Genomic DNA, 15,785 nt, shown 5'->3' on the forward strand with positions numbered 1-15,785 from the left:
ACTCGGAGCACTTCAGAATGAGTTCACGCTACGCACGTCAGGAAGCCCTCTGGGGAACCTCCACACAGCAACGACTTCGCGCTTCCACAGTCGCCGTCATCGGTGCCGGCGGCCTGGGCTCGCCTGCCCTTCTCTACCTGGCAGGCGCAGGCGTGGGGCGCATCCTGCTTTTCGACGACGACACCGTCTCCCTCTCCAACCTGCACCGCCAAGTCATCCACAGCACGGCGACCGTGGGCCAGCCCAAGACTGAATCCGCCGCTGAAGCCTTGAGCGCCCTCAACCCCGAGTGCACCGTCGAGCAGTTCTCGCGCCTCACGCCTGATACCGCCCTGGCGCAGCTGCGCGGGGCTGACCTCATCATCGACGGCACCGATAACTTCTACTCCCGCCACCTGGCCTCCTGGGCCGCCCACGAACTGGGCATTCCACACGTGTGGGCCTCGCTTCTGGGATACGACGCGCAGCTCACCGTCTTCCACTCCGGCCACGGCCCGGTCTACGAGGACCTCTTCCCCACCGACCCGCAGGTACCTTCCTGCTCGCAGGCCGGAGTGATGGGACCGGTCGTCGGCGTGGCCGGCTCCGCCCTAGCGGTGGAGGCCCTCAAGCTCCTCACCGGCATCGGCACCCCGCTCATCGGCACGCTGGGCTACTACGATTCCCTCGCCGGTACCTGGGAATACATCCCCGTACGCGCCAACGGCGCCGTCCCGACGCGCCCCGACAACCCCACCGACGTCCGCGAGATCCCTGAGGACGCCACGCTCATCGACGTCCGCACATCCCCCGAACGCGCCGCTTCCCTCATCCCCGGCTCGCAGCACCTCCCACTCGATGAGATCCTTGCCGGCCACAACCCGCCCCTAAACTCTGAGGACCTCGCCGTCCTCTACTGCGCCAGCGGCCTGCGCTCCTCCCAAGCAGTCGAGGCCCTGCGCGCCCGTGGCTTCAGCAACGTCTACTCGCTGCGCGGCGGCATCGACGCTTGGTTGGAACACATCTCTGAGCTTGAGTCCGAGGCAGCGGCCGCACGCCGTGGCGAGCTAGAGACCATTTCTCTTGAAGACCTAGAGGCTGAATGTGGCGTGGAGAATTAGCTTCACGCCGCGCGGTGCAAAAGCCTTCCGAAAGTTAGACAAACCAACGCAGAAGAGAGTCAGCAGGTTTCTTCGCGAAGTGGCAGAACTCGAAGACCCGCGCTCGCGCGGCAAGGGTCTCGTGGGGGATAAATCCGGCCTGTGGCGCTGGCGAGTCGGGGACTACCGCGTTATCGCGGCAATATACGAAAACACAGTCACGGTCACCGTTGTTGACTTAGGTCACCGACGCGAAGTCTACGATTAATCAGCCAGCGGGTCGGTTCCGCCGAGCTTCATCTCGAAACGCTCGTAGTCCTCTAGGCTCGCAAAGTGCCGCGAGTAGAGATCACAATCGCGGTCTACATAACCATAGAGGGCTGGCGCGACATCCACGATGTGCCGTACCTTCACGTCCTCACCATCGGCCTGCTCGTTCGCCATCGCTTCAACGCGTTCTCGAGCCTTCTCGTCCGACTCCGCATACACAATATAAAAGTCCTCGCGGAAGAAGCTTTGGGCAGATGAACTGGACTTCTTAGCAAGCTCCATCACGACAATTCCAACATAAGGTTCCATTGCCGGCTACTGTCCTTTCCGGTTCTAGGTCAGCTTGGACTCGACTCTACCTGCTCACCCAGACCATGTAACGCGGAAAACTCAGCCAGCCGCCTTGAAAGCTCACTGTCATGCAGACCCGCCAGTATTACGTCGCCACCACTGCGGTGTGTGCTCTTACGCTGGGGCCGAACTGCGGCGCAAGGACTCGGCCCCAGGTCCCATCCCTGACCGCTTCGATCCGAAGTCTTTCCTCAACGCAACGGCCCTGATGTGCGCCATAGCGCTACCGCTGCAGGTGTCACCGTCTTCTACTCCGCGCAAGCAGTCGACGCCCTGCGCGCCCGCGGCTTCAGCAACGTCTACTCGCTTCGCAGCGGCATCGATGCCTGGCAGGAGCACAACGACACATAGACCAAGCCCCTGCTCAATCTCCTCTGCCCACATGGCATCTTGTAAAAGGCATCAACCAGAAGGCGTTTTCAGAGCCAAAAACGCCTTTTACCCCGCGCAAATGGCGTTTTTAATCCCAAAGATGCCTTTTGACAGATGCCATTTGCCAGACGCCTTTCGCAGAGGTCCTCGGCCTGCCGCCTTGTAAGCTTACTGCCATGAGAAGCCGCCAGTATTACGTCGCCACCGCTGTGGTGTGTGCTCTCACGCTGGGGTACATGCTGCTGCGCTGGGATTCGGTGCCTGATCCCATCCCGGTCCACTTCGATGGCTCGGGCAACCCGGACCGCTTCGAACCCAAGTCTTTCTTCAACGCCACCGCTTTGGTGTGGATTGGCGTTGTATTCGCCATTGCGCTGCCGCTGTGCGTGCCACCGGTCTCGCTGGCGCGAAAGACAACACGGGTTCCGGCGGAGTCAGCGCTTCCTTTCTCCGAGGCCACCGCACAGCGCGCGGAGCTGCTCGCTGAAAAGACCGCCACGTTCATCGCTCAGACAGTCCTCTCCATGACGACCTGCGTGTGCCTCACCGCGGTCTGCACGGTTGTACCGGACATCCCCTTCTCGGGCTTTCTCCTCGTGGCCGCGTGGATAGCCTTCACCCTGTTCATCATGATTCAAGGCGTCCGATTGACGCTGACATCTGCGAAGGCCGTGAAAGCCATACCAACCGACGATGATGAACAGGTTCGCAACGAAGCACTCCGCTTTGCCGGTGGCATGGGAGTCTACAAAGAACCTAAAGACCCGATGTGCATGGCAGTCTTTTCCACGAATCCTTCGAAGCTGCAGATCAACACCGCCCACGAACCGGGACGGCGCTACCTGTGGCGCATGGGCATTGCCCTTCTCGTATCCATAGCATTCTGCGTGCTCATCGACGTACTCTAGATGCATGGAGCACCTGTTTGAGCGCGCACACTCGATTCTTTCTGATGCCACTCACGTTGAGGTGTTCACCGGCGCGGGTATGAGTGCGGATAGCGGCATCGCCACATACCGCGATGCGCAGACGGGCATCTGGGAGAACGTGGATCCGGTCGCGATGGCGTCGATAAGCGCATGGCGTAATGAACCAAAGCCCATGTTCGCCTGGTACCTGTGGCGCGCCCAGCTGGCGCAGCGGGCCGAACCCAACGCCGGGCACCGCGCGATTGCTGCCGCACGCGGCATGACGGTGACCACGCAAAATATCGATAACCTGCACGAGCGCGCCGGAAGCCAGGACGTGGTCCACCTACACGGCTCCCTATTCGCCTTCCGCTGCACCGACTGCGATACACCGTACGACGAGGACATTGCGCTGCCGAAGAAACCGGTCGAGAGCATCACTCCACCCGAGTGCCCCGTGTGCGGCGGGCTCGTACGCCCAGGCGTGGTGTGGTTCGGTGAGGCTTTGCCCAACGACGAATGGGCCGAGGCCGAACGCCGCATGTCCACCGCGGACGCGCTGCTCATTGTGGGTACCTCCGGCGTGGTCTATCCCGCCGCCGGCCTGCCGCAGATTGCCCACGCGCGCGGCATCCCCATCGTGGAAGTCACCCCGCAGCCCACGGACCTCTCGCCGCTTGCCGACGTCGTGGTCACCGCCACCGCAGCGGAGGCGCTGCCTCGCATCTTGGCGGGGCGGATCGATGGCAAAGACGAGTAGCAACCAGAAACCCCGCGGCCCTTGCCCACCGAAATGTACAAGATGTACATTTGCAGTATGAAAACGATGTCAGTGGCATCCAGCCAATTCCGCCAATCCCAAAGCCAAATTCTTGAAGAGGCACAGCACACACCCGTCGCCATCACTAGTCGTGGAAGCCGGATTCGCGCTTTTGTCGTCTCTCCTTCATTTTTCGCCCGCGCAGTCGAAGCACTAGAAGATCGTGAGGATGTTCAGACCGCAGAGATTGCCCGAGGAGAAGCCGTAGAGATTTCACACGAAGACCTCAAAAAAGAACTCGGACTCACCTAATCGCCTTCTATGGCTGACTCCACTTATCACATCACCTATAAGGCATCCGCAGCCAAGGAGCTACGCAAGCTCGACAGGCCGACACAGAGGCGACTACTTGCTGCAATCGAAGACTTGGCCGTTACCCCTCGCCCTGATGGAGTAAAGAAGCTAAGAGCCTCAGACGACCTGTACAGAATTCGAGTCGGACACTATCGCGTAGTTTATGAAATCTTAGACGGAAAACTCGTGGTGCTCGTCCTGCGCATTGCTCACCGACGAGATGTTTACCGGAAATAGGTAAAATTCCTCTCAGATAAACAAAACCGGTTCCACCCTGCCAGAAGGTGAATACTCCACTTCGATCGGAAGATAGTTCTTACACAGCTAGATCGATGTCGTGCTCCTTAGCCTTTCCGTCTAGCACTTGCTCGTAAGACTCCAATAGCCGGCGAGCATTGACTGGGGAGCCGAAAAGATAATCAGTCTCTACCCACGCCGAATAGTTATCCTCTGACATCACGAAACCGCCTTCCTTACCACAACCATTATTCCCCCCGAGAGGAGATGAATCCATGCTCTACCTAGTTCCAGGAGCCTTAGCGGGAATCGTCTTTTATGTCATTCTCGCAGCAGTGAGCTGGGCTATCGAGAAAGCTTGGCCGCAATGCCACCTTGGAGCGCATAGCCGGTTGGTCATCCACTGCCTTGTCGCGATTGCATTTTCGATTTTCCTCGTCGTGGCTGGCGGCGGCGGAAACTCGGCCACCCACCTGCAAATTAGCGGATTCCTACTGGCAGGATGCGTTCTGAGCTTCGTTACAGCCGCATGGGACAGAAGCAAAGCCGCTACAAATGACCCCCAAAACAATTGGCGGAGGCGGCGGGATTTGAACCCGCGGTGAGTTTCCCCACGCTGGTTTTCAAGACCAGTGCATTCGGCCGCTCTGCCACGCCTCCTCGTCACGCGTCAGCATGCACCGCGCGCAACACGTTCAGAGTACTAGACTCCGCCGCGGGAGAAGAATTCGGCTCATCACGTTGTGCAAAGCGCAACCTACTGAAAGCCATTGCCGCATATACCTTGCTCTGGTTTACTCGGGCCTATGCAGACAGTCGATACCCTCATCATCGGCAGTGGCGCGGCCGGCCTTCAGGCAGCACTGGTCATGGTCCGCGCCCGCCGCAGTGTCCTCGTTGTTGATTCCACCACTCCCCGCAATCGCTTCGCCCACGAAATCCATGGTGTCATCGCCCTCGAGGGCACACCACCACTCGAGTTCCAGGAGCGCGGTAAGGAGCAGCTGCGCAACTACGGCGTACAGATCGTCAACACCACCGTGGATTCCGTCACCGATAATGACCGAACACTCACCGCCACATTGAGTAATGGAGATACCGTCGCGGCCCGCTCCATCATCGTCGCCAGCGGTGTGGACGACGTACATCCAAACATCCCGGGACTCGAAGAAAACTGGGCAGATACAGTCCTCCACTGCCCTTACTGCCACGGGTTCGAGGTCGCCGACAAGAAACTCGGTGTTCTCTGCATCGGCGAGTTCTCCCTGCACCATGCAGCGCTCCTGCGCCAGTGGTCCAAGGACATCACCTTCTTCACCAACGGCATGAAGCTCACCGAGGAACAGCGCGCTGACCTGACCCGGCGGGGCATTGCGCTTGTCGACGGCCCCGTCACCGCCTTCCAGGACGGAAAAGTCCTGGTTGGGAGCACAACCCATGCCGTCGATGCACTGTTCTACATGCCTGTCCCTCACCCGCACGATGAGTTTCTCGCTGACCTCAACCTTGACCGCCACAGCCCGCCGTCGGGCATGGGCGGCAGCCTGATCAAAACGGGCCTCGCCGGTGCCACCAGCCACCCGCGCATCTGGGCGGTGGGCAACGTGGTCAACCCACCGGCACAGGTCGCGGTAGCGATGGGCGAAGCCAACGCCGCAGCCATCGCGGTCAATGCCTTCCTGGTCGAGGATGATTGGATTTAAGTACGGTGGTGTGGCATGAAAGCCATCATTCAGACCAATCTGGACGACCCGCACTCGCTGGAGTTGGGGGATGTCGCCACACCAGAACTAGCTGCCGGCGAAGTCCTCGTTAAAGTCAAAGCCGCCGGCGTAAACCGCGCCGACCTGCTCCAGGCCCGCGGGCACTACCCGCCGCCGCCGGGCGCTTCGGAGATTATCGGCCTCGAAGTCGCCGGTGAAGTCGTCGACGCAGGCACCACCGACGTCGAGCTGGGATCCAAGGTCGGCGCGCTGCTCGCCGGCGGCGGCTATGCCGAATACGTCGCCGTACCCAAGGGCCAGCTGCTGCCCATCCCCAGCGGCTACTCCTTTGCCGAAGCTGCCTCCGTTATCGAAGTGGCCTGCACCGTATGGTCCAACATCGCTATGGAGGCGAAACTAAACAAGGGCCAAACCATCCTCATCCACGGCGGCGCGGGCGGTATCGGCACCTTCGCCATCCAGGTGGCGAAAAACCTCGGCGCCACCGTCGCGGTGACGGCTGGCTCGGACGAAAAACTCGAGACCTGCAAGGAACTCGGCGCGGACATCCTCATCAACTACAACGAACAGGACTTCGCCGAGGAACTGAAGAACCAGTGCGATGTCATCCTCGACATCATGGGCGCGAAGTACCTCAAGAAGAACCTCATCGCGCTGGCTAAGGGCGGCCACATGGTCACCATCGGAATGCAGGGTGGCACGAAGGCCGAGCTCAACATGGCCATCCTCCTCAACAAGCGTCTGACCCTGCAGGGCACCACGCTGCGCTCCCGCTCGTTGGAGGGCAAGGCCGCCATCGTTGCGGACACCGTCAAAAATGTCTGGCCCTGGCTAGAGAACGGCAGCGTCAAGCACCACCTGCACGCGACGTATGCGCTTGCTCGCGCCGCCGAAGCCCACAAAGCCCTCGACTCCGGCGAGGTCACGGGCAAGCTCGTCCTCGAGGTCTAAGCCAAAGACGCGACCACGCGGGTGAGGTGCTCCACATCGTGGTACGTGCTAAACGGACTCAGCGAAACCGTGACGGCACCGCCGACCTCCTCCACTCCCATCTCCGTGAGCAGCGGGGTGTGCGGAGCGATGGTAGTAACTAGGCCATTGTCGAAGAGCCGGCGGTGGATCACATCCGCCGGAACATCGCGCACGGCGAAGGTGAGGCGCGGGAGGCGGTCATCGGAGGCGTCGGCAGCCGCCTCACCCGTCACACCCAGGATGTGAACGGCCGGTAGCGTGCCCAACAGGCTGTAGAGATCCCCGGTGAGATCCTCCATATAGCCGGAGAGAGCTTGCATCGAACGCGTCAGGCGCACGCGGCGCGAACCGCGCTCCCCGCCGGCGAGTTCCGCCACATGATCCACTAGGGGGCCAACGCCACCCGCCAAGCCCGCGGAAACCGGGCCAACGACAAGCTCATCGAGGCGACGGAACATCGCAGTATCGCGGAAGACCAGCGCCGCCATCTGCGGACCACCGAGAGCACCCACATCCACGCCGAGGATATCCGCCCCAATCGCATCAAAGTCGAGGAGACGGTAGGGGGCGATCGAGGAGACGTCGACAAGCGCCCATGCGCGCGAACGCTCATGGACCGAATCAATAATCTCCGCGGCCGGTGTTACAGTGCCCAGCAGCTCGTGGGCGGCAGAAAAGGCGACAAAACGCGTAGAGCCATCCACCAGATCAGCGTATTGGAATGCCGGAAGCTCGCCAGTTCCTAAATCCGGCTGCGCCCACCGAATATCAGTACCCAGGTGTGCGAACGCGCTCGTAAACTCCGGAGAATCAAAACGGGAGAGCACCACCGAAGACTGTCGGCGCAACAGCGGGCGCAGTGCAACGCCCAAAGCCTGATACAGCACCGGCAGCGACGGGCCCAGGATGACCCGTTCCGCCGTCGCCCCCGTGAGATCCGCCACTGCCCGGCGCGCGGAAGCATACATGTCCGCCGCGTGGAGCTCTCCGGGGTCGTGGTGCGCCGAGTGCGCGCCCACGGCATCCTCCAGCGGTTTCACCGTGGCGGACATACGGAAAGAACGGGCAACGCCAGAGGCCACGCGTTCTGCAATCTGCGACGCGGCGTGCGCGTTCAGGTAGGTCCAACCATCGGACAGACCAGTGTAAAGACCTCGCACGCTGGCGACGTCATACTGTTCCGTCATGCTTCAACCCTTCCTCGAATCGTCCGATCGACTCCCTACTCTATACGCCCCACGTAAATCTTTCCTAACCCTCGATTTTCCCAGCTCGCTCGTGTTTTCCCAGGTTAAGGGCGTGTGTGTAGGTGTTTGGCGGAGGTGCGCGCTAGGGTGAAGGACGTGCAAGACAAGAAAAACCTGCGTGACGACGTCGCCCGCATGACCTCCGCGCCTGCACCCGGCGAGGAGCCGGCCTCGCGTTCCATGACCATGTCGGCGGCTTTCGCCGATCTGTTGCAAGGCGCGCGCCAGCGCGAGCTGTGGTTCAAGCTGGGCATCCAAGACATCAAGCAGCGCTACCGCCGTTCGGTGCTGGGTCCTTTCTGGATCACCATCGCAACCGGCGTGATGGCCGCGGCCCTGGGCCTGCTGTATTCCATGCTCTTCCAGATCCCGGTTGCAGAATTCCTGCCCCACGTGACCGTGGGCTTGATTATGTGGAACTTCATTTCGGGCGCCATTAAGGAAGGCTCGACGGTCTTCATCGACAACGAGGGCCTGATCAAACAGCTGCCCGCACCACTGTCGGTGCACGTCTACCGCCTAGTCTGGCGGCAAACCCTCTTCTTGGGCCACAACCTCATCATCTGGCTGCTGCTCATTCTTATCTTCCCGCGCCACTTGGGCTGGGAGTTCTTCCTGTTCATCCCGGCGCTAGGACTCTTCCTGGTTAACGGCGTGTGGGTAGCCATGTTCTTCGGCATCATCGCCACCCGCTTCCGTGACGTTGCCCCGCTGCTGGAGGCTCTGACCCAGCTGCTTTTCTACGTCACGCCGATCGTGTGGATGACCAACACCCTGAAGGAGCAGGGAGGTGCCGTGGCCAGCCGCGCGCGCATCGCTGAGATCAACCCGCTCTATCACTACATGGAGATCATCCGCGCCCCCATGATTGGTGAGCCCGTCGCCGGTTATCACTGGCTCATCGTCATCGGCTGTACCGTCGCCGGCCTGCTCATCGCCGGCCTGGCCATGCGCCAGTGGCGCTTCCGCGTCTCCTACTGGGTCTAGAAAGGATCGTCCATGGTTTCCATTGATACGTATAACGCTTGCGTGGACTTTCCCATCTTTGATGCCAAGTCCCGTTCTCTCAAGAAGGCGATGCTCTCCACGGCCGGTGGCTCCATTGGCAAGAATGACCAGAACGTGGTCATGGTGGAAGCGCTCAAAGACATCAACCTCCACCTGCGCGAAGGTGACCGGGTGGGCCTCGTCGGCCACAACGGCGCGGGCAAAACCACTCTGCTGCGCCTGCTCTCCGGCATCTACGAACCCACGCGCGGTGCTGCCGACGTCCGTGGGCGCGTCGCCCCCGTCTTCGACCTCGGCGTGGGCATGGACCCAGAGGTCTCCGGCTACGACAACATCATCATCCGCGGCCTCTTCTTGGGCCAGACCATCAAGCAGATGAAGGCCAAGATGGATGAGATCGCGGAGTTCTCTGAGCTGGGTGATTACCTCTCCATGCCGCTGCGCACCTACTCCACTGGTATGCGCGTGCGCCTAGCGCTGGGCGTGGTGACCTCCATTGAGCCAGAGATCCTGCTTCTCGACGAAGGCATCGGCGCCGTCGACGCTGCTTTCATGGCCAAGGCCCGCGTCCGCCTTCAGGACCTGGTGAAGCGCTCCGGCATCCTGGTCTTTGCTTCCCACTCCAATGACTTCCTGGCCCAGCTGTGCGATACCGCCCTATGGATCGACCACGGCCAGATCCGCTCGGTGGGCGAGGTCTCCGACGTCGTCGGCGAGTACGAAGGCCCTGAGGTGGGCCAGTACGTGCGGGATCTGCGTAAGCGCTTCGATAACGAGGAGAACGTTTAGCCCCTGCTACCTGCCTCGTTGACATATTGCGCGTCAATCATCCACGTTCCACGCTGTCGGAAGGCCGGAATGGTACCCCGCGCCGCCTTATTGGCGGCGACGGACCCAGAGACACCGTTAACCTTTGCCCATTCCGACAGGCGAATTACCCTCGGCGCGGTCAGCAGCGTGATGCGCTTGTGCAAGGACTCGACGAGTTGCCGCGCGATAAGTGTGCTCAATGCAGAAAAGTCCCCACTCACCGGGTAGCCACGGAACACTGGGTAGTAGTGGCGCTCTTTTCCCTTGTTCGGAATGATGATGGGCGGCGCCCCTAGCTCTAAGAGTTGTTGATTGATAATGACGCGCCCGATGCGCCCATTGCCGTCTGAAAAAGGATGGATGGTTTCAAATTCCGCGTGGAACCGCGCGATTCGGTCAACAAAGAAGTTAGTGTCCTCGTAGTATTCGGCAATGGCTGTGTCCACCAGCCTGTCCACGTATTCAGGGTTGGCTCCCATATGAGCGCCCACGCGAACCCACTCCCCCCTTCGACGAAAGCGCCCCGCCCAGTCGTCATTGATGCCGCGAAGCAACATACGATGCAGTCGCAGAATGAGGTTTGCATCGAGCTTACCGACGCCCCGAATAAGTTCCTCAGTCACGTCCGCCAGGTTTTTGGCTTCAAAAACTTCTCGTAAATCGTGCGGCCTAGCGGTAAACCCCGCCAAGATGTTCTCGGTCTCCTCCAAAGTCAGCGTGGAATTCTCAATGGCGTTCGAGTTATACACCGACTCCGCCACTTCTGCGCGTGCTATCTCCGCGACGGCCTCGGGGGCGTCCTCCCGCAACGCCGCATACCGATCAAGAAGAGCGTCGATTTTTGAGGCGGACCGCGCGTTAAGCATGCCAACATTCTACAAGTTTCCGTGAAATTGAGTAGAAACTCTCCCATTTTCACGATTTATTCCTCAAACAGCGAAGTTGGCTCCCAACATCGCGCGCAGTTCCTCACTCATGCCGGCCACAGCCACTTCCGGCCCCGGCTGATAATCCTCTTTGCGCAACACTGCTTTGTTGCCGTTGATGGTGTAGCCCAGCTTGTGCGACACAGCCTGGGAAGCTTCATTTCCCGGCTCCCACTCCGAGCGCAACCGATGCGCACCCAGGTAATCAAAGCAGAAGACCGCAGCGGCATGACGGATCTGCGTACCTATCCCGCGGCCCTGAAGGCGGTGGTAGATCCACGATCCGGTTACAACCTCATGGTTATCGGAGAAATTCTTCGCCCGCAGATCCACCGAGCCGATAACCTCACCATCAAGATGCACTCCGAAGTCGAGCGACCATTCTTCCGGGGACATCTGTGCGCGATGCGCCCACCGGAAACTCGGATCAGGCTTCTGCTTCAACCACGGGAACGTGTACTCCGGAAGCGGCTCGCCGAAAATCTCAGCGGCGCTAACCCCATGAATGGCGGCGATGTCACTGTCGCGCAGCACCCGCAGACTCAGCTCACCCACGTGGATGGAAACCCTAAAGGGAGCCCACATTTCTTCAACGCTTCTCACGGTCATGAGATAACTGTACTTTGCGTAGAACTCACCTTTAGTCTCATGCACTGGAAATATGCATACCCCCTGTATGGGCGAATCACGAAAGAAACTTTTTCTATTTGCTTCTTTTCTCAGATCCTTTCAAGTCCTTTCAAGTTAAAATCGTCGCGAGCCTGAATCACAGGCACTGTTCTCTCTTAACGCTAAGGAGCCCTATCATGAAGCGTTTCGCCGCTGGCGTTGTAGCCGCTGCTACCGCACTGTCCCTGTCTATCGCCCCGGCCACCGCTGCTGAGAAGGGTTCCTCCGAGGTTTCCGAGGCCGAGGTCCTTGGCTACATCTTTACGCAAGGACTCAAGGAAGCCGTCGGTGGCGATGGCTACGCCTCCTCCGTGGATTACGGCATTGAGAAGGGCGCTGAAGCTATCAGCAGCAAGGGTAGTAGCGAGGGCAGCAGCACCCCTGAGGAAATCAATGAAGCCCTGGAGACTGCTGGCTCCGCCAAGGATGTCGCCATGTCTTCCCTGAAGAATGACACCGCCAAGGAATACCCGGTGGGAACCACCGCTGAAATCCTCGTTGGCACCTCTATCGCCGCGATTGTGCTCGGCCTCATCGCTGGCGTTGTCAATGCTGTGAACTCCGGCTTCATCAAGATTCCGGGCTTCAACGCCTAAACCTTTGCCACCTCCATGTCACGCACCTGAGTGCCACAGGCGGGTGGCACAATAGAACCCATGACTGCCACCCTGTCCCAGGCCGGTACAACGGCCGCTGTGATCGTCACCCACCAGCGCGTGGAGCTACTGCGCGCCTCCCTTGAACAGGTGGTGAACCAAACGCACCCAGTGCAGTGGGTGATCGTAGTGGATAACGGTGCGGAAGCAGCAGTAGAGGAGCTCCTCCACGAACTGGCCGGCGAGCGCGGCGTCTACGTGCCTTCTGAAACCAACCTTGGCGGTGCGGGAGGCTTCGCGTTGGGCTTCCTGACGGCGTTGGCCCTCGGCGCGGACGCGGTGTGGTGCGCGGATGATGATGGCCGCCCCGCCGACCACCACGTGCTAGAGGAGCTCTACCGAGTTGCGGAAAACAACGCACTCCACGAAGTCTCTCCCGCCGTGTGCAACATCAACGAGCCCGCGAAGCTGGCCTTCCCGCTGCGCCAAGGCCTGGTGTGGCGGCGCTACATGAGCGAATTAGAGGGCGACTTCCTCCCCGGCATCGCCTCCCTCTTCAACGGCGCGCTCATCTCCGCCGAGGCCATGGAGATCATCGGCGTGCCAGATTACCGCCTGTTCATCCGTGGTGATGAGGTGGAGTACCACCGCCGCCTGGTCAACTCGGGCTTGAGCTTCGGCACTGCGCTGACCACCAGCTACCTGCACCCAGACGGCTCCGACGAGTTCAAGCCCATCCTCGGCGGAAAAATGCACACGCAATACCCAGACGGTGAGTTCAAGCGCTTCTTTACCTACCGCAACCGCGGCTACCTTCTGTGGCAGCGCGGCATGCGCAAGCTGCTACCGCAGGAATTCGCACGTTTTGGCTGGTTTTTCCTGGTCCAGCAACATGACGTGAAGGGCTTTGTAGAGTGGTTGCGCCTGCACAACCGTGGCCGCAAGGAAGACTTCCGCAGGCCCTAAACCTCAAAGGACTTGCGCGTGCTGCGGAAAATCACCCAGCGCTGCACAAAGAAGTTGATGAGTGTTGCCGTGCCTTGCGCAATCACAAAGGCCACCGCCAGTGCCCAGGACGAAGGCCAGTCTAGGTTGTGGTCGAAAAAGGGGAAGGCCCAGCGATACAACAAAATGTTGACCGCATAGGTCATGGCGTAGGTGGCCAAGACCGCAACAAAGCGGCGCTTCGAGGCCCGCGCGTTGAAGGTCCAGCGCCGGTTCAGCAGGTAGGCCACGAAAGTACCCACAGCAAAGCCAATAGTTCGGGAGCCCACGTCGCCGAATACGCCTAATCCGATTTGGAAGAGCCAGGTCAGGGAGACGTCGATAAGCGCGGCAATAGCTCCCGTGATGGCGAACTTCGCACCCTGCGCATGCAGGGAGTTCGACTGGGAGAAGCGTTCGGCGCGACCTGCCATAGTTACTTGCCCTTAAAAATGAACACGCGCTGAATGGCGAAGTTAGTCACCGTGGCCACGCCCTGCGCGATGACGAAGGCGATAGTGTCCTTCAGTGCGCCCTCAAAGCCCAGACTGATCAGCGGAGCGTTGAGCACCCAATACAGGAAGTTCTGCACGGCGAAGGTAGACAGGTACAGCATGCCCACGGCACCGGCGGTACGCCCAGATACTTGTGCACCGAAAGTCCAGCGAGCATTGGCCACATACGCGGCGATGGTACCGAAAACCCAGCCAATCGCCTTGGCCAGGGAACGGTGCAGGCCTAGGTACGTCAGGAAGAGGGTGAGGCCATAGTCGATGGCCGCAGTGAAAACACCGACGGAGACAAAGCGCACGAGCTGTGTCTTTAGGGTGGAAGTAGGTTCAGTCACGGCGCAATACTCTACCCGCGGATGAGGGCGCGGTAAATGTCCAGGCGATCCACGGGTGCGACGGCGTCTTCACCATAGGCGCCGAGAGAAGAAAGCACCTTAAGCGAAGCCGTGCACAGCTCCCGAATCTCAGCACCGCGAAGCTCCTCGCCGTCATCGTCGACCCAGCCCAACGCCGCCATGGCGGTCTCCACCACGGAATCCGTCAGCTCGCGCCCGCCCATACAGGACAGCGCCAGCGCCATCGACCAAAAGGCGTCCTTGCCTTCGTTTGTTACTTCTCGCGGCAGAGTACGCAGCTGGCGGTACGCCCGAGCATCAATGCTGACTTCGCGATGCAAGTCCAAAGCTTGGAGGAGCGGAACGAAGTCATAGAGCCGGGTTCTTTCAATGAGCGCGCGGACGGGACTAACCACAAGATCCAGAACTTCATCAATCGTTTCCTGGCCTGTGAGCTCAGCATTCACGGCGGTGAGATCAAAGGGTGTGTGGAAAGAACCGGAACCGCCCACGCACAGGGCCTCCGGCGTGCCGTTATCGCGCGGATAGGTCTCCACCACGACTATCTCGAAATCCCACAGCCCCCAGGCATAATCAATCTGCTCGCCTTCGCGGCTTAAGAATTCGCGCACGGTATGGCTCGGATCGATTCGTTGGCCGCGGGCATCGGTATGTTCAAAAAAGTGCCACGGCGAATCCTCTTGAGGCAGTCCGAAGCAGACCTCGAGAATATGATGAAGCTCTTCCAGCGTGAGTGCGTCCGAGAAACCAATCTGACGGTGCACCTCGGCTTCCGCGCGGACGTTGGACACCTGACACAACAGGGTTCGAGCAGAATCACCACGTTTGGCGCGGACCTGCGCCAAATCTGTGACCTGTGAGCTCATGTGCCCCACCATACGCACTTTTAGTTTCGAGCGGCGTTCTCGCGTGCTTCGAGCTCGCTGAGGATGAACACGATGGCGGCCCCGATTCCACCCCACACCGTCCACGGTTTTGCCACGCCGCGGCGGCGGATAAAGCCAACGATTCCCCGCTGTGCCTTAATCCCCAACCAGCCGCCAACCACGAGCGCACCAAGGCCAACCGGAAGCGTCCACAGCGGCACCTCCGGCTTCTCCGGCTCCGGTTGCCCCTCGTGGCTCTCGGCATTAGTAATTGCCACGAGTGCACCAAAGCCTAAGAAAGACAGGACATAGGCGGACACGAGCGCAGTCTTGTTCTTGATCCAATCCGGATAAGAGGTCATGATCGCCACGGCCGCGGCTTGGGTGATGCGTCCGGCGAGGGTGTCATCCAGCGCATAATTATCTTGCTTGGGAGAGGTCATACCGCCCCACTTTAGGCGGGCGGTAGGCTACCGTGCATGTACTCCTCTAAAAAAGAGCACCTCACCCCGGCACAGCGAGCAGCGCAAGATGAGCGCGCCGAGGAAGACAAGCGTCACGGTCACTTTCTGGCGACGGAACACACCTCGCTGCCGCTTAATGGTTTTATGACGCGACTCATCGCCGAGGAACTGCCCATCCTCGATTCCACGTCGCGCGGCCGCGTCTATGAGATCCTGCGCGCCTATGAAGGCCCAGAAATTAGCTCCCAAGAAGAACTGCCGGAAGAAATCCGCGAGATCATGGATCTTTACTAATTCCGAACTAAACCCACACAACCGGA

General features: G+C 60.1%; 23 protein-coding genes and 1 tRNA gene. 14 read left to right on the top strand and 10 right to left on the bottom strand.

All coding sequences use genetic code 11. The annotated features are described in order from the left end of the window. Positions 1–17: 17 nt before the first annotated feature. Positions 18–1,100, top strand: a complete 1,083-nt coding sequence (locus HMPREF2896_RS01375; protein WP_168165678.1) for a ThiF family adenylyltransferase — start codon at positions 18–20, stop codon at positions 1,098–1,100. Next, positions 1,084–1,347 (top strand): type II toxin-antitoxin system RelE family toxin, encoded by a 264-nt coding sequence (locus HMPREF2896_RS12290; RefSeq protein ID WP_083311434.1) that lies wholly within the window; start codon positions 1,084–1,086, stop codon positions 1,345–1,347. The genes HMPREF2896_RS01375 and HMPREF2896_RS12290 overlap by 17 nt, the downstream gene beginning before the upstream one ends. Here HMPREF2896_RS12290 and HMPREF2896_RS01380 read toward each other — a convergent pair. Continuing rightward, complete coding sequence (locus HMPREF2896_RS01380; protein ID WP_070520233.1) at positions 1,344–1,658, bottom strand: DUF4288 domain-containing protein; 315 nt, start codon at positions 1,656–1,658, stop codon at positions 1,344–1,346. The two genes, HMPREF2896_RS12290 and HMPREF2896_RS01380, sit on opposite strands and share 4 nt — an antisense overlap. 252 nt (positions 1,659–1,910) lie before the next feature. Between HMPREF2896_RS01380 and HMPREF2896_RS12770 the strand changes: the two genes are divergently transcribed. The 5 genes from HMPREF2896_RS12770 (at position 1,911) to HMPREF2896_RS12300 (ending at position 4,331) form a co-directional block, all read left to right on the top strand. Then, the gene (locus HMPREF2896_RS12770) at positions 1,911–2,051 is read left to right on the top strand and encodes a hypothetical protein (protein WP_168165679.1); all 141 of its coding nucleotides are present in this window, start codon (positions 1,911–1,913) and stop codon (positions 2,049–2,051) included. A gap of 197 nt (positions 2,052–2,248) precedes the next feature. Continuing rightward, a complete protein-coding gene (locus tag HMPREF2896_RS01390) occupies positions 2,249–2,980 on the top strand; it encodes a DUF1648 domain-containing protein (RefSeq protein ID WP_070717192.1) in 732 nt (243 codons plus the stop codon). A 4-nt stretch (positions 2,981–2,984) separates the two neighbouring features. After that, positions 2,985–3,740: an NAD-dependent deacylase gene (locus HMPREF2896_RS01395; protein ID WP_070717096.1), complete on the top strand. Its 756-nt coding sequence runs from the start codon at positions 2,985–2,987 to the stop codon at positions 3,738–3,740. A gap of 57 nt (positions 3,741–3,797) precedes the next feature. Continuing rightward, entirely contained in the window at positions 3,798–4,052 is a 255-nt protein-coding gene (locus HMPREF2896_RS12295) for a prevent-host-death family protein (protein WP_371325882.1), read from the top strand. Positions 4,053–4,061: 9 nt separating this feature from the next. Further along, the gene (locus HMPREF2896_RS12300) at positions 4,062–4,331 is read left to right on the top strand and encodes a type II toxin-antitoxin system RelE family toxin (protein ID WP_070444336.1); all 270 of its coding nucleotides are present in this window, start codon (positions 4,062–4,064) and stop codon (positions 4,329–4,331) included. A 79-nt stretch (positions 4,332–4,410) separates the two neighbouring features. Here HMPREF2896_RS12300 and HMPREF2896_RS12775 read toward each other — a convergent pair whose 3' ends face one another. Both HMPREF2896_RS12775 and HMPREF2896_RS01405 read right to left on the bottom strand, forming a co-directional pair. After that, entirely contained in the window at positions 4,411–4,551 is a 141-nt protein-coding gene (locus HMPREF2896_RS12775; RefSeq protein ID WP_168163677.1) for a type II toxin-antitoxin system Phd/YefM family antitoxin, read from the bottom strand. A 352-nt stretch (positions 4,552–4,903) separates the two neighbouring features. Then, positions 4,904–4,991 (bottom strand) — tRNA-Ser (locus HMPREF2896_RS01405). Positions 4,992–5,137: 146 nt separating this feature from the next. Here HMPREF2896_RS01405 and HMPREF2896_RS01410 point away from each other — a divergent pair. Beyond that, positions 5,138–6,034, top strand: a complete 897-nt coding sequence (locus tag HMPREF2896_RS01410; protein WP_070710431.1) for an NAD(P)/FAD-dependent oxidoreductase — start codon at positions 5,138–5,140, stop codon at positions 6,032–6,034. A gap of 15 nt (positions 6,035–6,049) precedes the next feature. After that, entirely contained in the window at positions 6,050–7,006 is a 957-nt protein-coding gene (locus HMPREF2896_RS01415) for an NAD(P)H-quinone oxidoreductase (protein ID WP_070717097.1), read from the top strand. Here HMPREF2896_RS01415 and HMPREF2896_RS01420 read toward each other — a convergent pair. Further along, on the bottom strand, positions 7,003–8,214 hold the full coding sequence (locus tag HMPREF2896_RS01420) for an aminotransferase class V-fold PLP-dependent enzyme (RefSeq protein WP_070444342.1): 1,212 nt from the start codon (positions 8,212–8,214) through the stop codon (positions 7,003–7,005). The genes HMPREF2896_RS01415 and HMPREF2896_RS01420 overlap by 4 nt on opposite strands. A 195-nt stretch (positions 8,215–8,409) precedes the next feature. On the opposite strand from HMPREF2896_RS01420, the gene HMPREF2896_RS01425 reads away from it, so the two are divergent. Together HMPREF2896_RS01425 and HMPREF2896_RS01430 are read left to right on the top strand one after the other, a co-directional pair. Continuing rightward, entirely contained in the window at positions 8,410–9,261 is an 852-nt protein-coding gene (locus HMPREF2896_RS01425) for a galactan export ABC transporter permease subunit Wzm/RfbD (RefSeq protein ID WP_070444741.1), read from the top strand. A 12-nt stretch (positions 9,262–9,273) separates the two neighbouring features. After that, complete coding sequence (locus HMPREF2896_RS01430) at positions 9,274–10,071, top strand: galactan export ABC transporter ATP-binding subunit Wzt/RfbE (protein ID WP_070444344.1); 798 nt, start codon at positions 9,274–9,276, stop codon at positions 10,069–10,071. Here HMPREF2896_RS01430 and HMPREF2896_RS01435 read toward each other — a convergent pair. Next, the gene (locus HMPREF2896_RS01435) at positions 10,068–10,958 is read right to left on the bottom strand and encodes a Fic family protein (protein ID WP_070710439.1); all 891 of its coding nucleotides are present in this window, start codon (positions 10,956–10,958) and stop codon (positions 10,068–10,070) included. The two genes, HMPREF2896_RS01430 and HMPREF2896_RS01435, sit on opposite strands and share 4 nt — an antisense overlap. Positions 10,959–11,021: 63 nt before the next feature. Beyond that, positions 11,022–11,627, bottom strand: a complete 606-nt coding sequence (locus HMPREF2896_RS01440) for a GNAT family N-acetyltransferase (protein ID WP_070644682.1) — start codon at positions 11,625–11,627, stop codon at positions 11,022–11,024. 197 nt (positions 11,628–11,824) lie between these two features. Here HMPREF2896_RS01440 and HMPREF2896_RS01445 point away from each other — a divergent pair, with 197 nt between their 5' ends. Both HMPREF2896_RS01445 and HMPREF2896_RS01450 read left to right on the top strand, forming a co-directional pair. After that, on the top strand, positions 11,825–12,283 hold the full coding sequence (locus HMPREF2896_RS01445; RefSeq protein WP_070717101.1) for a hypothetical protein: 459 nt from the start codon (positions 11,825–11,827) through the stop codon (positions 12,281–12,283). Between the two features lie 60 nt (positions 12,284–12,343). After that, the gene (locus HMPREF2896_RS01450; RefSeq protein WP_070717103.1) at positions 12,344–13,249 is read left to right on the top strand and encodes a galactofuranosyltransferase GlfT1; all 906 of its coding nucleotides are present in this window, start codon (positions 12,344–12,346) and stop codon (positions 13,247–13,249) included. On the opposite strand, the gene HMPREF2896_RS01455 is transcribed toward HMPREF2896_RS01450, so the two are convergent. From HMPREF2896_RS01455 to HMPREF2896_RS01470, 4 genes are read right to left on the bottom strand one after another with little or no spacing between them, the layout of a single operon-like run. Then, positions 13,246–13,701, bottom strand: coding sequence for a GtrA family protein (locus HMPREF2896_RS01455; protein WP_070717105.1), 456 nt, complete (start codon positions 13,699–13,701; stop codon positions 13,246–13,248). The two genes, HMPREF2896_RS01450 and HMPREF2896_RS01455, sit on opposite strands and share 4 nt — an antisense overlap. A gap of 2 nt (positions 13,702–13,703) precedes the next feature. Next, the gene (locus HMPREF2896_RS01460) at positions 13,704–14,114 is read right to left on the bottom strand and encodes a GtrA family protein (protein WP_046647042.1); all 411 of its coding nucleotides are present in this window, start codon (positions 14,112–14,114) and stop codon (positions 13,704–13,706) included. An 11-nt stretch (positions 14,115–14,125) separates the two neighbouring features. Beyond that, positions 14,126–15,001 carry a plasmid pRiA4b ORF-3 family protein gene (locus tag HMPREF2896_RS01465; RefSeq protein WP_070717108.1) on the bottom strand — a complete coding sequence of 292 codons (876 nt, stop codon included), beginning with the start codon at positions 14,999–15,001 and terminating at the stop codon, positions 14,126–14,128. Positions 15,002–15,021: 20 nt separating this feature from the next. Beyond that, a complete protein-coding gene (locus tag HMPREF2896_RS01470) occupies positions 15,022–15,444 on the bottom strand; it encodes a hypothetical protein (protein ID WP_070717111.1) in 423 nt (140 codons plus the stop codon). A gap of 36 nt (positions 15,445–15,480) precedes the next feature. Here HMPREF2896_RS01470 and HMPREF2896_RS01475 point away from each other — a divergent pair, with 36 nt between their 5' ends. Then, on the top strand, positions 15,481–15,759 hold the full coding sequence (locus HMPREF2896_RS01475; RefSeq protein ID WP_070644676.1) for a hypothetical protein: 279 nt from the start codon (positions 15,481–15,483) through the stop codon (positions 15,757–15,759). The last annotated feature ends 26 nt before the right edge of the window (positions 15,760–15,785 follow it).

Origin of the sequence: Corynebacterium sp. HMSC069E04, from assembly GCF_001813175.1 — a bacterium.
Taxonomy (GTDB): Bacteria; Actinomycetota; Actinomycetes; order Mycobacteriales; family Mycobacteriaceae; genus Corynebacterium; species Corynebacterium aurimucosum.